We start from the raw sequence: 13,889 nt of genomic DNA, 5'->3' as shown, positions 1-13,889 counted from the left end.
GCCGATTAGCCGGTGGAGCGACCTGCACCGACCCTTCCCCAAGGGTCGGTGCGCTATCTTTCGCGCTCTGACCGGTTCATCCTCGCAGCGAAACCGCGCCTGGGCGATTGCCTGTTGCACGTCGATGTCATAGACCGCTTGCAAACGCCAAACTCATGAAAGACCCAGCACGATGCGCCTGTCGCGATATTTTCTGCCCGTATTGAAGGAAAACCCCGCCGAGGCCCAGATTGTCAGCCACCGCCTGATGCTGCGCGCCGGCATGATCCGGCAGGCCCAGGCCGGTATCTATTCCTGGCTGCCGCTTGGTTTCAAGGTGCTGCGCAAGCTGGAAAACATCGTGCACGAGGAACAGATCCGCGCCGGTCATATCCCGATGCTGATGCCGACCCTGCAATCGGCCGACCTGTGGCGCAAGTCCGGGCGCTATGATGCCTATGGCCCGGAAATGCTGCGGATCACCGACCGGCACGACCGCGAGATGCTGTTTGGTCCGACGAACGAAGAGATGATCACCGACATCGTCGCCAACTATGTGACCTCGTACAAGGCGCTGCCGCTGACGCTCTACCATGTGCAGTGGAAGTTCCGCGACGAGGTGCGCCCGCGTTTCGGCGTCATGCGGGGCCGTGAATTCCTGATGAAGGACGGTTACAATTTCGACCTGACGAAAGAGGATGCGCTGCACGCCTATAACCGCCATCTGGTCAGCTATCTGCGCACCTATGAGCGTATGGGGTTGCAGGCGATTCCGATGCGGGCCGACAGTGGCCCGATTGGCGGCGACTATACCCATGAATTCCTGGTGCTGGCCGATACCGGCGAGTCGGAAGTCTTCTATGACAGCGCGATCACCGATCTGAGCTTTGGCGACCGCAAGATCGACTATGACGATCACGCCCAGTGCCAGGCGGTGCTGGAGGAGTTCACCAGCCGCTACGCCCGCACCGACGAAACCCATGACGAGGCGGTTTTCAACGAGATCCCCGAAGAGCGCCGCCGCGTGGCGCGGGGGATCGAGGTGGGCCAGATCTTCTATTTCGGGACCGAGTATTCCGAGAAACTGGGCGCGATGGTGCAGGGCGAGGACGGTCAGCGCGTACCGCTGCACATGGGCAGCCATGGCATCGGAGTGTCGCGCCTGATCGGTGCCATCATCGAGGCCAGCCACGACGACAAGGGCATCATCTGGCCCGAGGGTGTCACGCCTTTCCATTGCGGTATCGTGAACCTGAAGCAGGGTGACGACGAGGCGGATGCAGCCTGCGACAAGCTTTATGATGCGCTGACAGCGCTCGGTCTGGACCCGCTCTATGACGACCGCAACGAACGGGCAGGGGGCAAGTTCGCCACCATGGACCTGATCGGTCTGCCGTGGCGGATCACGGTGGGCCCGCGCGGGCTCAAGAACGGGCTGGTTGAGCTGACCAGCCGCAAGACCGGTGAAAGCGTCGAGTTGAGCCCCGAGGCGGCGGTGAAGAAGGTGGCCGAGATCTATGCCCCGCATCACCCGCATCTGTCCCGCGAGGAACCGATGGCCGGGCGGTCCTTTCACACCTGGCTGTAACGGGTCAGTGAACCGCTGACCGGGTTGGCGGGTGGCTCAGCAGATCGCCATCCGCCAAAGTGCCGGGACGGGCCAGAACGCAGGGCCGTCCCAGCCGGGTCACCAGGTCCTCCATCGCCAGGCCCAGAAAGCGCAATCCGCACAGGCGCGTGTCGCTGGTGCGATCGACGATGCAGAAGGCGCCGCCTCGAAAGGCCAGGCCATAGCCGCGCCGCTGCATGGCCTCGATCAGTTCGGCCCAGGTTCCGGCGCCGTGAAACAGGGGCAGCATCACCGCCCGCAGCAGGGCCGCCGTTTCACAGTCGAAACTTGCCGGTTGCGGCGCGGTCTTGGTGGACGGTGACATCGGTCGTGTCATGGTCATGATCACCTCAGCTCATATGCCCCAGTGTTGCGATGCTGGCAGACGTTGGTTGACGAGACAAAACCTGACGGAGCCTTGTGTTAATTTTGGTTAAAACTTTGGGTATTTCGGTGGCGAAACAGCGTGGAACCGCCGTACTGTTTCCACCCCCGAAACGATGCGGCGACTGGGCGGCGCTCCGCTGCGTGGCACAAGCGCCTGTCGCCAGAGGTTGACCCCGCCGCGTGGGCAACGCACTCTCCGCGCCAAACCCGAGCAGGAGCCATCAATGGCCAGACAACCGGCCCCCTTTGCCCCCTTTGAATGGAAGATCGCCTGGCGGTACCTGCGTGCCCGCCGGGCCGAGGGCGGGGTCAGCGTGATGACCTGGATCAGCCTGATCGGCATCACGCTGGCAGTGTTCGCGCTGATCGCGACGCTGGCGGTGCGCTCGGGCTTCCGGTCCGATTTCGTGGGCACCATCCTGGGTGCCAACGCCCATGTCACCGTCTATAACCCCGGCGAAATCGACGCCAATGGCCGCATTGACCGGACCATCCCCAACTATGCCGAGATGGCCGCCCGGGTGGCCGGGGTCGCGGGCGTCACCCGTGCCGCGCCGCTGGTCAAGGGGCAGGTGATGGCGGCCGCCCAGAACCGCAATGCCGGTGTCGAGGTGTTCGGTATCGCCGCGGCCGATCTGGCCGCACTGCCCGGCATCGTGAATACCGACCGTTCTTATGGCGACCTGTCCCGCTTCGATCAGGGGATCGCGCTGGGCTCGGGCGTGGCGCGCGAGCTGGGGGTTACCGTGGGCGACCGGATCAAGCTGATCTCGCCCAACGGTGCCCGCACACCGATGGGCACCTCGCCCCGGGTGAACGCCTATGAGGTGGTCTATGTGTTCTCGGCCGGGCGCTATGACATCGACCGCACCCGGGCCTACATGCCCTTTGCCGAGGCGCAGGCCTATTTCAACCGCGAGGGTGTCGCCGACGAGATCGAGGTGATGGTGACCGAGCCCGAGCGGCTGGACCGGGTGCTGATCCCGATCCTGACCGCCGCCGGTGACGGCGCCCAGGTCTGGACCTGGCAAGACGCCTCGGGCGGGTTCTTGCGCGCGCTCGAGGTCGAGGACAACGTGATGTTCATCATCCTGTCGATCCTGGTGCTGATCGCCACCATGAACATCGTCTCGGGCCTGATCATGCTGGTCAAGAACAAGGGCCGCGATATCGGCATCCTGCGCACCATCGGCCTGAGCGAAGGGTCCATCCTGCGCGTGTTCTTCATCTGCGGCGCGTTTACCGGCATCCTGGGCACGCTGATGGGCGTTGTGCTGGGCTGTCTCTTTGCCATCTATATCGACCCGATCTTCTCTTTCGTGAATTTCGTGATGGGGGGCGGCGTCTGGGACCCGGCCATTCGCGGCATCTATGCGCTGCCGGCGGAACTGCGGCTGGCTGATGTGCTCAAGGCGGCGGGCCTGTCGCTGGGCCTCTCCTGTGTCGTGACCTATTTTCCGGCCCGCCGCGCGGCGCGGCTGAACCCGGTGGAGGCGCTGCGCTATGAGTGAGCCGACATTGCGCCTGAGCGGCATCGAAAAGACCTATCTGAAGGGGACACCCGGCGAGGTGCGCGTGCTGCGCGGCGTCGATCTGAGCGTCGCGCCGGGCGAGATGGTGGCGCTGGTCGCGCCCTCGGGGGCGGGCAAGTCGACGCTTCTGCATATCGCGGGCCTCTTGGACGTGCCCGATGCGGGTCAGGTTCAGATCGCCGGACAGGACATGACCGGGCGCGGCGACCGCGCCCGCACCGGGATGCGGCGGCGGGACGTGGGCTTTGTCTATCAGTTCCACCATCTGTTGCCCGAATTCTCCGCGTTGGAAAACGTGGTGTTGCCGCAGTTGGCCAATGGTGTCGGGGAAGGTGAAGCCAAGACGCGCGCGCACGCGCTTCTCTCCCGTGTCGGGGTGGGCGCGCGCGCGGACCATCGCCCGGCGGCGCTGTCGGGGGGCGAACAGCAGCGCGTGGCGTTCTGCCGGGCGCTGGCCAACGCGCCGCGCCTGTTGCTGGCAGATGAGCCGACCGGCAATCTCGACCCCGCGACCTCGGAGCAGGTGTTTGACGCGCTGGTCGAACTGGTGCGCGGCACGGGCCTGTCGGCGCTGATCGCTACTCATAACCTGGAACTCGCCGCGCGCATGGACCGGGTGGTGCGCCTGACCGAAGGGCGATTGTCGGCGGAGCGCTGACGCTGCGCCGCGCGTTGATTTGGATCATGGCGCCGGGTGTCGCGCCGGGTCAGGTTGGTCCGGGAAATCACAGTGGTCCTTAGAACATGCGCCTTCTGGTACCGGCCTTGCTCCTGCTCGCCGCATGCGCCCCCGAAGGGCCGGGTGGTGCGCGGCTCTATGCCCGGCATTGCGCGGCTTGCCATGGGCCGACCGGCGCCGGGGACGGACCCGAGGCGCCGCGCTTGCCGGTACCGCCCGCAGATCTGCGTGGCCTTGCAGAGGCCCATGGCGGGCAGTTTCCGGCGGCGTCCGTGATGGCCACGATCCATGGTTATCCCGGCAAGGGGCATCTGGGCGCGATGCCTGAATTCGGGCCATTGTTCGACGGCGAGACGGTCGCCGTCACCACTACCGCTGGAAATGTTGTCGCAGCACCGCGCGCAATAGTGGCGCTGACCGCTCATGTCGAAACGCTGCAAACGCCCTGAGGCGCGCAAACTGGAGGAGACCTCGATGAAACCGTTCCTGTCCGCCCTGCTGATCTCGACCCTGGTCGCACCCGCCTTGGCGCAGGATGTGACCGAGGGAGAGCAACTCTACCGCCACCATTGCGCGACCTGCCACGGGATCGAGGCCACCGGGCACGGACCGATGGCCGGCGTACTGGTGATCAGCCCGGCGGATCTGACGCGTCTGTCCGAGGATGGAGAGTTGCCGATCGTACGGATCGTGCGACGCATCGACGGGCGAGACCCGCTGGTCAGCCATGGCAGCCCTATGCCGGTCTACGGCCCCTATTTCGAAGGGCGCGACGTGGCAATTAAGTCGGAAACCGGTCAGCCGATCTTGACCAGCCAGCCGATTGTCGATCTGCTGGCCTATATCGCGACGCTGCAAGAGAAATGAATGGGAGACCGGCCATGCGCGCCATACCCGCAACCGCTCTGATATTGGCTGTGATTGCGGCCTGTGCCCGGATCGACGCCATGCCCGGCCCCGCGGAAGGCGAAAAGGTCTTTGCCGCAAATTGCGTGGCCTGTCACGATTACCGCGGGCAGGGGGCGGAACTGTCTGGCGGTGGCGAGGCGCCGGACCTGACCCGGATCGCGGAACGGCGGGATGGAGACTTTCCCCGGGCCGAGATCCTGACCAAGATCGATGGCTATGGACGTGGCAAGGTGTCGGCAGAGATCATGCCGGCCTTTGGCGCCCTCCTCGAAGGAGAGTTGGTTCCGGTCGAGATCGACGGGGTCATGACGCCGACGCCGCGGCCACTGGCGGCGTTGCTGGCCTATCTGGAAAGTATCCAGGTGTCCGAGGCGGGGTAATCCGCGCGACCGGGGCGGAGGCGAAGAAAATTCGACGAATTTTCTTCTCTGGCGCTACGTTGCAAGGTCAGTCGCAGATCCCCTTCAGCTCCGCATCGCGCCAGGGCAGCAGCACGTCGCTTTCTCGACCCGACTGCGGCAGGGCGCTCACCGGCATCACCGCCGCCAGCATGTCATGCAGCCGACGCGTGCGCGGCGCCTCGGGGGCCAGCGCCCGGCAACAGACATATTCCTCGACGATGGCGCCCTGCTGCTCGTAGCCGTAGCTCTGGAAATCGGGCGCCGCGCGCAGGTCGAACAGATAGGGATCGTCGCTGGCCCCGTGTTCGGCCGCCGCCCGGAGCGGATGATACCCGGTGGCGTGCCGGTTCTGCCATTGCCAGACATGGGTCAGCTCATGTGCCAGCAGCATCGCGGCAATCAGGTTCACCCGGTCGGGATAGTCCGGCATGTAGTCATCCAGATACCAGTCGCGTGCAAAATAGACCTTGTGGAACAGGGTTACGGCAGCGGGTTTGACCGTGACGATCTCTTCTTTCTGCGGCGGCAGGATCCGTTCGCGGCAGGTCACGCGCGGACGCGGCTTGCGGTGAAAGGTCACCGCGCCCACCGGCGCGCCCTCGACCAGGCGCACCCGCGAGATATCGAGCGCGTCGCCGTGCAAGCGGGTGGCAAAGGCGCGCTCGGCCTCGGTCAATGGGCGGCCGCAGGCGGCCACCAGCAGCAGCATACAGAACAGGCGGAGGATCATGCGTGCGGGCCTCGTGCGGTTCGGGACAGGTGTCTGTACCATCGCACGGTCCCGCCCCGCGCGTTGGTGAAAGGCCTCTGGCAGAGCGGCAGCAGCCTCGCTCCGGACGCTAGCCAAGCGCCCGCGGGTCGGGCAAGGGAAATGTCGCGCGGTGGACTCAAAGGCTCATCGCCAGCACGCGGCTGATTTCGGTCAGCGAACGGCCGGATTGGTCCATCCAGGTGTTGAAGGCCGCCTGGACCTGCGTCATCGCCTTTTTCGAGGTGGGTGCCTTGTCCACCACCCCTTCGGCGATCAGCCGGGCGGTGACATCGCGCGACAGGATGAAACTGTCGCGTCCGGCAAAGCGCATGGCATATTGCGCGGTGGTGCCGCCCAACCGGCTGCCGCGACGTTTAAGCAGGTCGAGAAGGCCCACATAGTCGGTTGACGGCCAGCCACCCAGCACCTGACCGGCGCCGCCTTCGTCCCGCAATTCCAGAAGAAAGGCCGCGTTGTCGCGTACCGTGGCGATCTTGGTGCCGTTGCGCACGATGCGGACGTCCTGCAACAGGGCGTCGAATGTCTCGTCATCCATCAGGGCGCAACGGCCGATGTCGAACCCGTCAAAGGCGGCCTCGAACCCGTCCCATTTCGCCTCTATCACCTTCCAGTTGAAACCGGCCTGAAACACGCATTTGGTGATCACCGACAGCCACCGATCCTCGGGCAGTGCGGCAAGCTCGGCTGCGGATGCGGGACGGGTCAGCTTGGCCTCGAGCGCCGCCGTGCCACCATGGCGGGCGGCGGCAAGCGCATGGATCTCGTCGAAATGGTGCATGTCTCACCTCCCTGATCGGGGGGATGTTGCCACTCTGCCCAGGGCTGGGCAAGGCGTGTGCGTCAGGGCGCGTAAAAGGTGGCGGTTGCGGTGGCCACCTGCTTGCCACTCTCTTCCTCGTGCATATCGGCGCGGGTAAAGACCAACGCCTTGCCTGCCCGAACCACCTCGGCCCGGCACAGGATCGCGCGCCCGACACCGGGGCGCAGGAACTGGGTGTGCAGGTCGGTGGTGGCAAACAGGCGCAGCTCGTCCTGCTGTGCGATGGCGGCAAGTGCCATGCTGGTATCGGCCAGCGCTGCCAGCGCCTGACCCGAGACAATGCCGCCCGCCCGCGCCAGATGCGGCCCCAGCGGCATTCGCACCAGCACGTGTTCGCGCCCTGCCTCCAGAACCTCGGGGTCGAGCGCCTGCACCCAATCGGCGAAATGTTCGCTCAGCAGCGCCTGGGCGGTTTCCGGGGTCAACATCGGCGGCGTCTCCTATGGGTTGTCTGGGGGCGAGCATAGGCGCGGAGATCATCCGTCGCCAAGCCCATACGGGACCGAAGCCCGCGTCGCAAAAAAATGCTCGACAAGAAGGGACGGTGTGACGATTATTGACTGACCAATCAATAAACCGCCATGCGAGGGACTGGTGACAGTTCCCCGGAATCGGCGGATAGTGCACCCAATCGGATCAACAGGGAGAACTGAGATGAAACGGGTAGGACTTGGACTTGCGCTGGCCGCGCTGGCAGGGGGCGTGAATGCCGCCGAAATGGGCGCCTCGGACGAGCCGATCAAGCTGGCGATCAACGAATGGACCGGACAGCACGTGACCACGCATGTCGCGGGCGAGATGCTCAAGGCCGCGGGCTACAAGGTGGAATATGTCACCGCCGGCATGATGAACCAGTTCCAGGCGCTGGCCGATGGCGATATCCACGCCACGCTGGAAATCTGGTCATCGAACGTATCGGACGAATACGCCAAGAAGGTTGCCGAGGGCACGGTGACCGAGATTGGCGATCTGGGCCTGAACGCGCGCGAGGGCATCGCCTATCCGGCGCATGTGGCCGATCTGTGCCCGGGCCTGCCGGCCTGGGAGGCGCTGAAGGATTGCGCGCAGGTCTTCGCCTCCGCCGAGACGCTGCCGATGGGCCGGCTGGTCGACTATCCTGCCGACTGGGGCACACCGGGCGCTGACCGCATGACCGGTCTGGACCTGCCGATCAAGGCGGTGCCCGCAGGCTCCGAAGGGGCGCTGATCGCGGAACTGCGCGCCTCGACCGAGCGCAAGTCGCCGCTGCTCATCACCTTCTGGCAGCCGCACTGGGCGATGTCGGCCTATGATGTGAAATTCATCGACCTGCCGCCGGGCGAAGAGGCCTGTTTCAGCGATGCGTCTTGGGGGCCGAACCCCAATGCGGTCAACGATTGCGATTTCTCACCCAGCCGCATCTTCAAGGCGTCCTGGTCGGGCTTTGCCGAGAAATGGCCCGCCGCCCATGAAATTCTCACCAACTATCAGCTGAGCGTCGAGGCGCAGCAGCCGATGATGGGCGCGATCGACGTCGATGGCGGCAAGGTCGAAGAGGTGGTTGCCGCCTGGATGACCGAGAACGAGGGCAGCTGGCGCCCGGTCGTCGACGCTGCCACCAAGTGAGCCACAGACGTGACTGAGGCGACAACGCCGGCCATCACCTGCCAGAATCTCTGGCAGGTGTTTGGGCCCGGTGCGAACGACGCCCTGGCCGAGGCATTGGCCCGGTCGGGCGGCGATGCCGAGGCCGCTGCGGCAGAGCTGCGCGGCAAGGGTCTGATCCCGGCTGTGCAGGACGCCAGTTTCGAGGTCCGAGAGGGCGAGCTGTTCGTGATCATGGGCCTGTCCGGGTCGGGCAAGTCCACGCTTATCCGCTGCATTTCGCAACTGCTGCCGGGCACCGGTGGCGAGATCCGGATCGAGGGCGACAATGTCGTCGGCGCCAGCAAGCAGAAACTGACCGATTTGCGCCGCCGCAAGCTGGGCATGGTGTTCCAGCATTTCGGCCTGTTCCCCCACATGACGGTGGCCGAGAACGTGGCCTATCCGCTCAAGGTGCAGGGGGTAGGGCGCAAGGAACGCCGCGCCCGGGCGCAAGAGGTGATCTCGCTGGTCGGGCTCGACGGGCGCGAGGACAGCTTCCCGCGCCAGCTGTCCGGTGGCCAGCGCCAGCGCGTCGGCATCGCCCGCAGCCTGGCGGTGAACCCCGATATCTGGTTCCTGGACGAGCCGTTCTCGGCGCTGGACCCGCTGATCCGGCGCCAGTTGCAGGATGAATTCCTGCGCATTCAGGCGACGCTGAAGAAATCCATCGTCTTCATCACCCATGACATCGCCGAGGCGCTGAAACTGGCCGACCGCATCGCCATCATGCGGGATGGCAAGATCGTGCAGATCGGTACGCCGACCGAGATCGTGCTGAACCCGGTCGACGACTATGTGCGCGAGTTTTCCAAGGATGTGGCCAAGGGCCGCCATGCCAAGGTGGCCTCGGTCATGCGGACCGGCACCGAGGGGCAGGGGCCGGACGATCCGGGCCTGACCACGGGCATGACGCTGGATACCGCGCTGGCGCGCTGCATGCAGCTGTACCAACCGGTGCCGGTGCGCGATGCCAGCGGTGCCATCGTGGGCACGGTGCAACCCTCGGATCTGGCGGCTGCATTGCAGGTGGACGACACATGAGCGCCGTCGATATCCGGGTCCCGCGCGCGGCACGGCTGACGGTGGGAACAAAGGCCGCGCTGATCACGGCGCTGGTCGGCGCGCTCTGCCTGGCGCTGGAGCCGGTGGTGCCCTGGCTGGGCGCCTGGCCCAAGGCCTGGGTGCTGCCTGCGACCGATTGGGTCGGGACGGTGATGACCGCGTTCCTGGCCTGGTTCAAACCCGTGGCCCGCCTGTTCTCGGCGGTGATGGTCTATCCGATGGATGCCGCCAACTGGGTGTTGAACGCGACCCCCTGGCCGCTGGTGATCGGTATCGTCACCGCGTTGGGCTGGTATCTGGGCGGTGCGGCGATGGCGGCGCTGGGGCTTGGCGGTCTGGGCTTCGTGCTGGCCTCGGGCTATTGGCACGAGGGAATGAACACGCTGGCGCTGGTGGCGGTTTCGGTGCCGCTGGCGCTGCTGGTGGGCGGGGCGATCGGCATTCTCGCCAACGAGGTGCCGCGTATCCGGGTCGCGGTGCAGGCGGTGCTGGATATCATGCAGACGGTGCCGACATTTGCCTATCTGACGCCCTTGCTGGCGCTGTTCGGTTTTGGCCCGGTGGTGGGGCTGATCGCCTCGGCGATCTATGCCGCGCCGCCGATGGCGCGCAACGTGATGCTGGGGCTGGAGCGGGTCGAGGCCGAAGTCAAGGAAGCCGCGATCATGTCCGGCGGCACCCGTATGCAGCAATTGTTCCAGGTCGAGATCCCCTCGGCCTCGCGCCAGATCATGGTGGGGTTCAACCAGTGCCTGATGGCGGCGCTGAGCATGGTGATCATCGCCGCCGTCATCGGCGGGTTCAACGATATTGGTTGGGAAGTGCTGTTGACCATGCGCAAGGCGCAGTTCGGTGCGGCCTTGCTGGCGGGGATGGTGATCGTGGCCTTTGCGGTCATCATCGACCGGATGAGCGCGGTGCTGGCGACCGAGCGCAAACGCCATGACATTCGCGTGGTCTGGGGGCTGCTGGGGTTGGCCTTGGCCTTTACGCTGGTGTTCTGGACCCGGCTGCCGGCGGCCTCGGAACTGACCCTGCTCGACCCGGTGGCGGTCTCGCTGGATCAGGGGTTGACCCGGTTTACCCAGGCCAATGGCGCGGCGCTGGACGCGCTGAAGAACAACACGCTCTACTATGTGCTGCTGCCGCTCAGGATCGGGCTGGATCAGGCGGTTCTGCCCTTTACCTGGGGCTTCTCCTGGACCCCGCAGATGAGCGGCGCGCTGTTTGCGCTGGGCGCGGTTCTGGCGTTGGGCATGGCCTGGGCCGGGCGGCCGACCGCCGGGCTGACGGTCCTGATCGGCCTCGGCATGATCGAGACCGGCATCACCAATCTGCCCTGGCCGTTTGTGCTGACCGGTGCAGCGGCGCTGGGATACGTGGCGGGCGGTCGGCGGCTGGCGCTGATGGTGGTGATCCTGCTGGGGACCATCCTTGTGTCGGGCCTGTGGGACCGGGCGCTGTTGTCGCTCTATCTCTGCGGTGCCTCGGTCTTTGCCTGCGCGGTGCTGGGTGGCGCGATCGGCGTCGCCAGCGCGGTCTGGTCGCCGGTCTGGCGCGTGGTGCGCCCGATCTGCGACATGTTGCAGACCATCCCTCTGTTCGTCTTCCTGATCCCTGTACTGATGGTGTTCCAGATCGGCGAATTCTCGGCCTTTCTGGCGATCTGCGCCTATGCGATCGTGCCGATGATCCGCTACACCCGTCACGGGCTGGTGGACACACCGGACGAGATGATGGAGGCCGCGATTTCCAGCGGCGCCACCGACTGGCAGATCCTGCGCGATGTGCGCGCGCCTTATGCGGCGCCGACCATCCTGTTGGGGTTGAACCAGACCATCCTCTATGCTTTTTCGATGCTGGTCATCGCGGCGCTGATCGGGACCACCGGTCTGGGCCAGTCGATCTATCTGGCGCTGGGACAGGCGGATGTGGGTCTGGGCATCTCGGCAGGGGCGGCGATGGCCATTCTGGCGTTGATCGCCGACCGGCTGGTGCAGGGCTTTGCCGAGGAGCGGCGCAAGGCGCTGGGCCTGTGAACCCGCGCGGGCCCGGCTTGACTTCGGTAAAGGCCGGGCCTTTTCTGCCGCCCTAGACCGGGGCGGCGGAACGGGTGAGGGACAGCGATGGGCGGATGGGCGGAATTTGCGGTGGCGCTGGCGGTGTTCCTGCTCAGCCATGTGATCCCGGTGCGCCCGCCGGTGCGGCCCTGGCTGGTGGCGCGGCTGGGCGCGCGCGGCTTTGGTATCGCCTATTCCCTGTTCTCCATCGCGGTGCTGGGCTGGCTGATCCTGGCCGCCGCCCGCGCGCCCTATGTCGAGGTGATCCCGCCCTTGCCCGCGCTGCGCTGGGCGCCGGTGCTGGTCATGCTGCCGGTCTGCCTGCTGGCGGTGGCGGGGCTGCGGTCGGTCAATCCGCTGTCCTTTGGCGGGTTGGGGCGGCGGGCGTTCGATCCGGCCCGGCCCGGCATCCTGGCCCTGTCGCGCCATCCGCTGCTGCTGGCGCTGGCGCTGTGGTCGGGGGCGCATCTGCTGGCCAATGGATCGCTCGCCCATGTGATCCTGTTCGGCCTCTTTGCCGGTTTCGCCGTGATGGGCATGGCCCTGATCGACCGGCGCAAGCGGCGCGAATTGGGCGCCGGCTGGACGCGGCTGGCGGCAAACACTGCCCGGCTGTCGCCAAGAGGGCTGACAGCGCTGCTGGCACTGCGCGTGTTGTGGCCCGCCGCGCTGCTTTATCTGGCCCTCCTGCTGGCCCATGCACCTGTGATCGGGGTCTCGCCGTTGCCCTGACTGGTCGAACCCGGATCGGCGTGCTAGATCATCACCGACACTGTTAGAAGGACGCTCACGATGCATCTGGCCTATGTCACCACCACAGCGCGCGGCGCCACCGACCGGCTGCTGAGCGAGGTGGCCGCGCGGCTGGATGCCAAGGGCGTGCGCCTGGCCGGGGTGGTGCAGACCAACACGGAGTGCGCCGATAACGCCCGTTGCGACATGGATCTGCGGGTGATGCCGGGAACCGAGGTCATCCGCATCTCGCAGACGCTGGGCGCCGGGTCGCGCGGCTGCCGGCTGGATCCCGGAGAGTTGGAGCGCGCGGTGGGTCTGGTCTCGGCGGCTCTGGCCGAGGACCCCGAGCTGCTGATCGTCAACAAGTTCGGCAAACACGAGGCCGACGGGCGCGGCTTTCGCCCCTTGATCGCCGAGGCGCTGGCGCGGGATATTCCGGTGCTGCTGGGGGTGAACGGCCTGAACGAAGAGCGGTTTTTGGCCTTTACCGAGGGTGCCGCCGTAAAGCTGAACCCGGAAGCGGATGCGCTGGTCGATTGGGTCGAGAACGTTCGCGCATCACGCATTCAGGCGGCCTGAGCCGTCTCTCGCTTCCGGCTTTCCTTTGCCGACCCGACTCATGAGCAGACCGAGGCGGGTCTGCCCTGAGCGTTTGGACGGAGGATCAGAGGAACCGGGTCAGCAAGGCCCGGAACGTGGCCGTCAACTCTTCGCGACTTCCCTGGTCCTTGCCGATCTGGTTCTGCATCAGAAACCGAAAGGCGCCGTCGAGCAGTGCATAGGAGATTTCGACATTCTCGGGGGCGTCATGGCCCGCCTTCTCGAACGCGGCCCGCACGATGCCGATCAGCATCCCTTCGATTTCGGCCACGACCGGGCGAAAGGTGGCGTCGAACATGGCCTGGGTGCGGATATCATACCACAGCCGGTGGGTCATGTTGTCGTCCACGATCGAGGTTACCAGAGCCTCGGAAAAGGCGTCGATCACCCGCTCGCGTCCCTGCGCCTTTTTCAACGCGTCGGTTATATTGCGCACGAACTCCTGCTTGTAGAGTTGCACGCAGTAGATGATCAGGTCGGTGCGGTCCTCGAAATAGTAATGCAGCATGCCAAGCGACAGGTCGCTTTTCTCGGCGATGTCACGCAGCGAGGTATTGGCATAGCCAAGCTCTTTGAGCGCCTCGATCGCGCTGGTGGCGATCTGGCGTTTTTTCTCGTCCCGCTTGGCGTTCTTGCGCGCGGCGCGGGCTTTCAGTTTGGCTGGCATCTCGTTCATGGCACTCACATGGCTTTGATTCGGGCGGAATGCAACTTTTTC

At 65.6% G+C, this 13,889-nt stretch carries 16 protein-coding genes; 11 read left to right on the top strand and 5 right to left on the bottom strand.

The annotated features are described in order from the left end of the window. Nucleotides 1-172: 172 nt before the first annotated feature. Nucleotides 173-1,567 carry a proline--tRNA ligase gene (gene proS, locus AC2FLM_RS05065; protein WP_234219158.1) on the top strand — a complete coding sequence of 465 codons (1,395 nt, stop codon included), beginning with the start codon at nucleotides 173-175 and terminating at the stop codon, nucleotides 1,565-1,567. A 4-nt stretch (nucleotides 1,568-1,571) separates the two neighbouring features. Here proS and AC2FLM_RS05060 read toward each other — a convergent pair whose 3' ends face one another. Continuing rightward, nucleotides 1,572-1,925 (bottom strand): hypothetical protein, encoded by a 354-nt coding sequence (locus AC2FLM_RS05060; protein WP_496856238.1) that lies wholly within the window; start codon nucleotides 1,923-1,925, stop codon nucleotides 1,572-1,574. A 274-nt stretch (nucleotides 1,926-2,199) separates the two neighbouring features. Here AC2FLM_RS05060 and AC2FLM_RS05055 point away from each other — a divergent pair, with 274 nt between their 5' ends. The 5 genes from AC2FLM_RS05055 (at nucleotide 2,200) to AC2FLM_RS05035 (ending at nucleotide 5,475) form a co-directional block, all read left to right on the top strand. Further along, a complete protein-coding gene (locus tag AC2FLM_RS05055; RefSeq protein ID WP_234172164.1) occupies nucleotides 2,200-3,486 on the top strand; it encodes a lipoprotein-releasing ABC transporter permease subunit in 1,287 nt (428 codons plus the stop codon). Beyond that, nucleotides 3,479-4,165, top strand: coding sequence for an ABC transporter ATP-binding protein (locus AC2FLM_RS05050; RefSeq protein ID WP_496856235.1), 687 nt, complete (start codon nucleotides 3,479-3,481; stop codon nucleotides 4,163-4,165). Before AC2FLM_RS05055 ends, AC2FLM_RS05050 begins: the two co-directional genes overlap by 8 nt. An 86-nt stretch (nucleotides 4,166-4,251) precedes the next feature. Then, nucleotides 4,252-4,635 carry a c-type cytochrome gene (locus tag AC2FLM_RS05045; protein ID WP_234219162.1) on the top strand — a complete coding sequence of 128 codons (384 nt, stop codon included), beginning with the start codon at nucleotides 4,252-4,254 and terminating at the stop codon, nucleotides 4,633-4,635. Between the two features lie 25 nt (nucleotides 4,636-4,660). Then, on the top strand, nucleotides 4,661-5,053 hold the full coding sequence (locus AC2FLM_RS05040) for a cytochrome c (RefSeq protein ID WP_234137611.1): 393 nt from the start codon (nucleotides 4,661-4,663) through the stop codon (nucleotides 5,051-5,053). A 14-nt stretch (nucleotides 5,054-5,067) separates the two neighbouring features. Beyond that, complete coding sequence (locus tag AC2FLM_RS05035; protein ID WP_234137612.1) at nucleotides 5,068-5,475, top strand: c-type cytochrome; 408 nt, start codon at nucleotides 5,068-5,070, stop codon at nucleotides 5,473-5,475. A 67-nt stretch (nucleotides 5,476-5,542) separates the two neighbouring features. On the opposite strand, the gene AC2FLM_RS05030 is transcribed toward AC2FLM_RS05035, so the two are convergent. From AC2FLM_RS05030 to AC2FLM_RS05020, 3 genes are all read right to left on the bottom strand, one after another. Beyond that, nucleotides 5,543-6,226, bottom strand: coding sequence for a hypothetical protein (locus AC2FLM_RS05030; RefSeq protein ID WP_496856232.1), 684 nt, complete (start codon nucleotides 6,224-6,226; stop codon nucleotides 5,543-5,545). 157 nt (nucleotides 6,227-6,383) lie between these two features. Then, nucleotides 6,384-7,046 carry a DNA-3-methyladenine glycosylase I gene (locus tag AC2FLM_RS05025; protein ID WP_496856230.1) on the bottom strand — a complete coding sequence of 221 codons (663 nt, stop codon included), beginning with the start codon at nucleotides 7,044-7,046 and terminating at the stop codon, nucleotides 6,384-6,386. 62 nt (nucleotides 7,047-7,108) lie between these two features. Beyond that, complete coding sequence (locus AC2FLM_RS05020) at nucleotides 7,109-7,516, bottom strand: PaaI family thioesterase (RefSeq protein ID WP_496856228.1); 408 nt, start codon at nucleotides 7,514-7,516, stop codon at nucleotides 7,109-7,111. A gap of 226 nt (nucleotides 7,517-7,742) precedes the next feature. Between AC2FLM_RS05020 and AC2FLM_RS05015 the strand changes: the two genes are divergently transcribed. The 5 genes from AC2FLM_RS05015 to AC2FLM_RS04995 all read left to right on the top strand — a co-directional run bounded on the left by AC2FLM_RS05015 (nucleotide 7,743) and on the right by AC2FLM_RS04995 (nucleotide 13,150). Beyond that, nucleotides 7,743-8,693, top strand: coding sequence for an ABC transporter substrate-binding protein (locus tag AC2FLM_RS05015; protein ID WP_496856226.1), 951 nt, complete (start codon nucleotides 7,743-7,745; stop codon nucleotides 8,691-8,693). A 9-nt stretch (nucleotides 8,694-8,702) separates the two neighbouring features. Beyond that, nucleotides 8,703-9,755 (top strand): quaternary amine ABC transporter ATP-binding protein, encoded by a 1,053-nt coding sequence (locus AC2FLM_RS05010; protein WP_234219166.1) that lies wholly within the window; start codon nucleotides 8,703-8,705, stop codon nucleotides 9,753-9,755. Continuing rightward, nucleotides 9,752-11,815, top strand: a complete 2,064-nt coding sequence (locus AC2FLM_RS05005) for an ABC transporter permease (RefSeq protein WP_496856224.1) — start codon at nucleotides 9,752-9,754, stop codon at nucleotides 11,813-11,815. The genes AC2FLM_RS05010 and AC2FLM_RS05005 overlap by 4 nt, the downstream gene beginning before the upstream one ends. Nucleotides 11,816-11,902: 87 nt before the next feature. Next, a complete protein-coding gene (locus tag AC2FLM_RS05000; protein ID WP_496856222.1) occupies nucleotides 11,903-12,568 on the top strand; it encodes an NnrU family protein in 666 nt (221 codons plus the stop codon). A 60-nt stretch (nucleotides 12,569-12,628) separates the two neighbouring features. Next, nucleotides 12,629-13,150 carry a DUF2478 domain-containing protein gene (locus AC2FLM_RS04995; RefSeq protein ID WP_234137620.1) on the top strand — a complete coding sequence of 174 codons (522 nt, stop codon included), beginning with the start codon at nucleotides 12,629-12,631 and terminating at the stop codon, nucleotides 13,148-13,150. Nucleotides 13,151-13,235: 85 nt separating this feature from the next. On the opposite strand, the gene AC2FLM_RS04990 is transcribed toward AC2FLM_RS04995, so the two are convergent. After that, complete coding sequence (locus AC2FLM_RS04990; protein WP_496802205.1) at nucleotides 13,236-13,847, bottom strand: TetR/AcrR family transcriptional regulator; 612 nt, start codon at nucleotides 13,845-13,847, stop codon at nucleotides 13,236-13,238. Nucleotides 13,848-13,889 lie beyond the last annotated feature (42 nt).

The organism is Ruegeria sp. SAZD011, from assembly GCF_059612545.1.
Note: the sequence above shows the minus strand (reverse complement) of the source record. Positions and strands in the feature narration are given on the sequence as shown.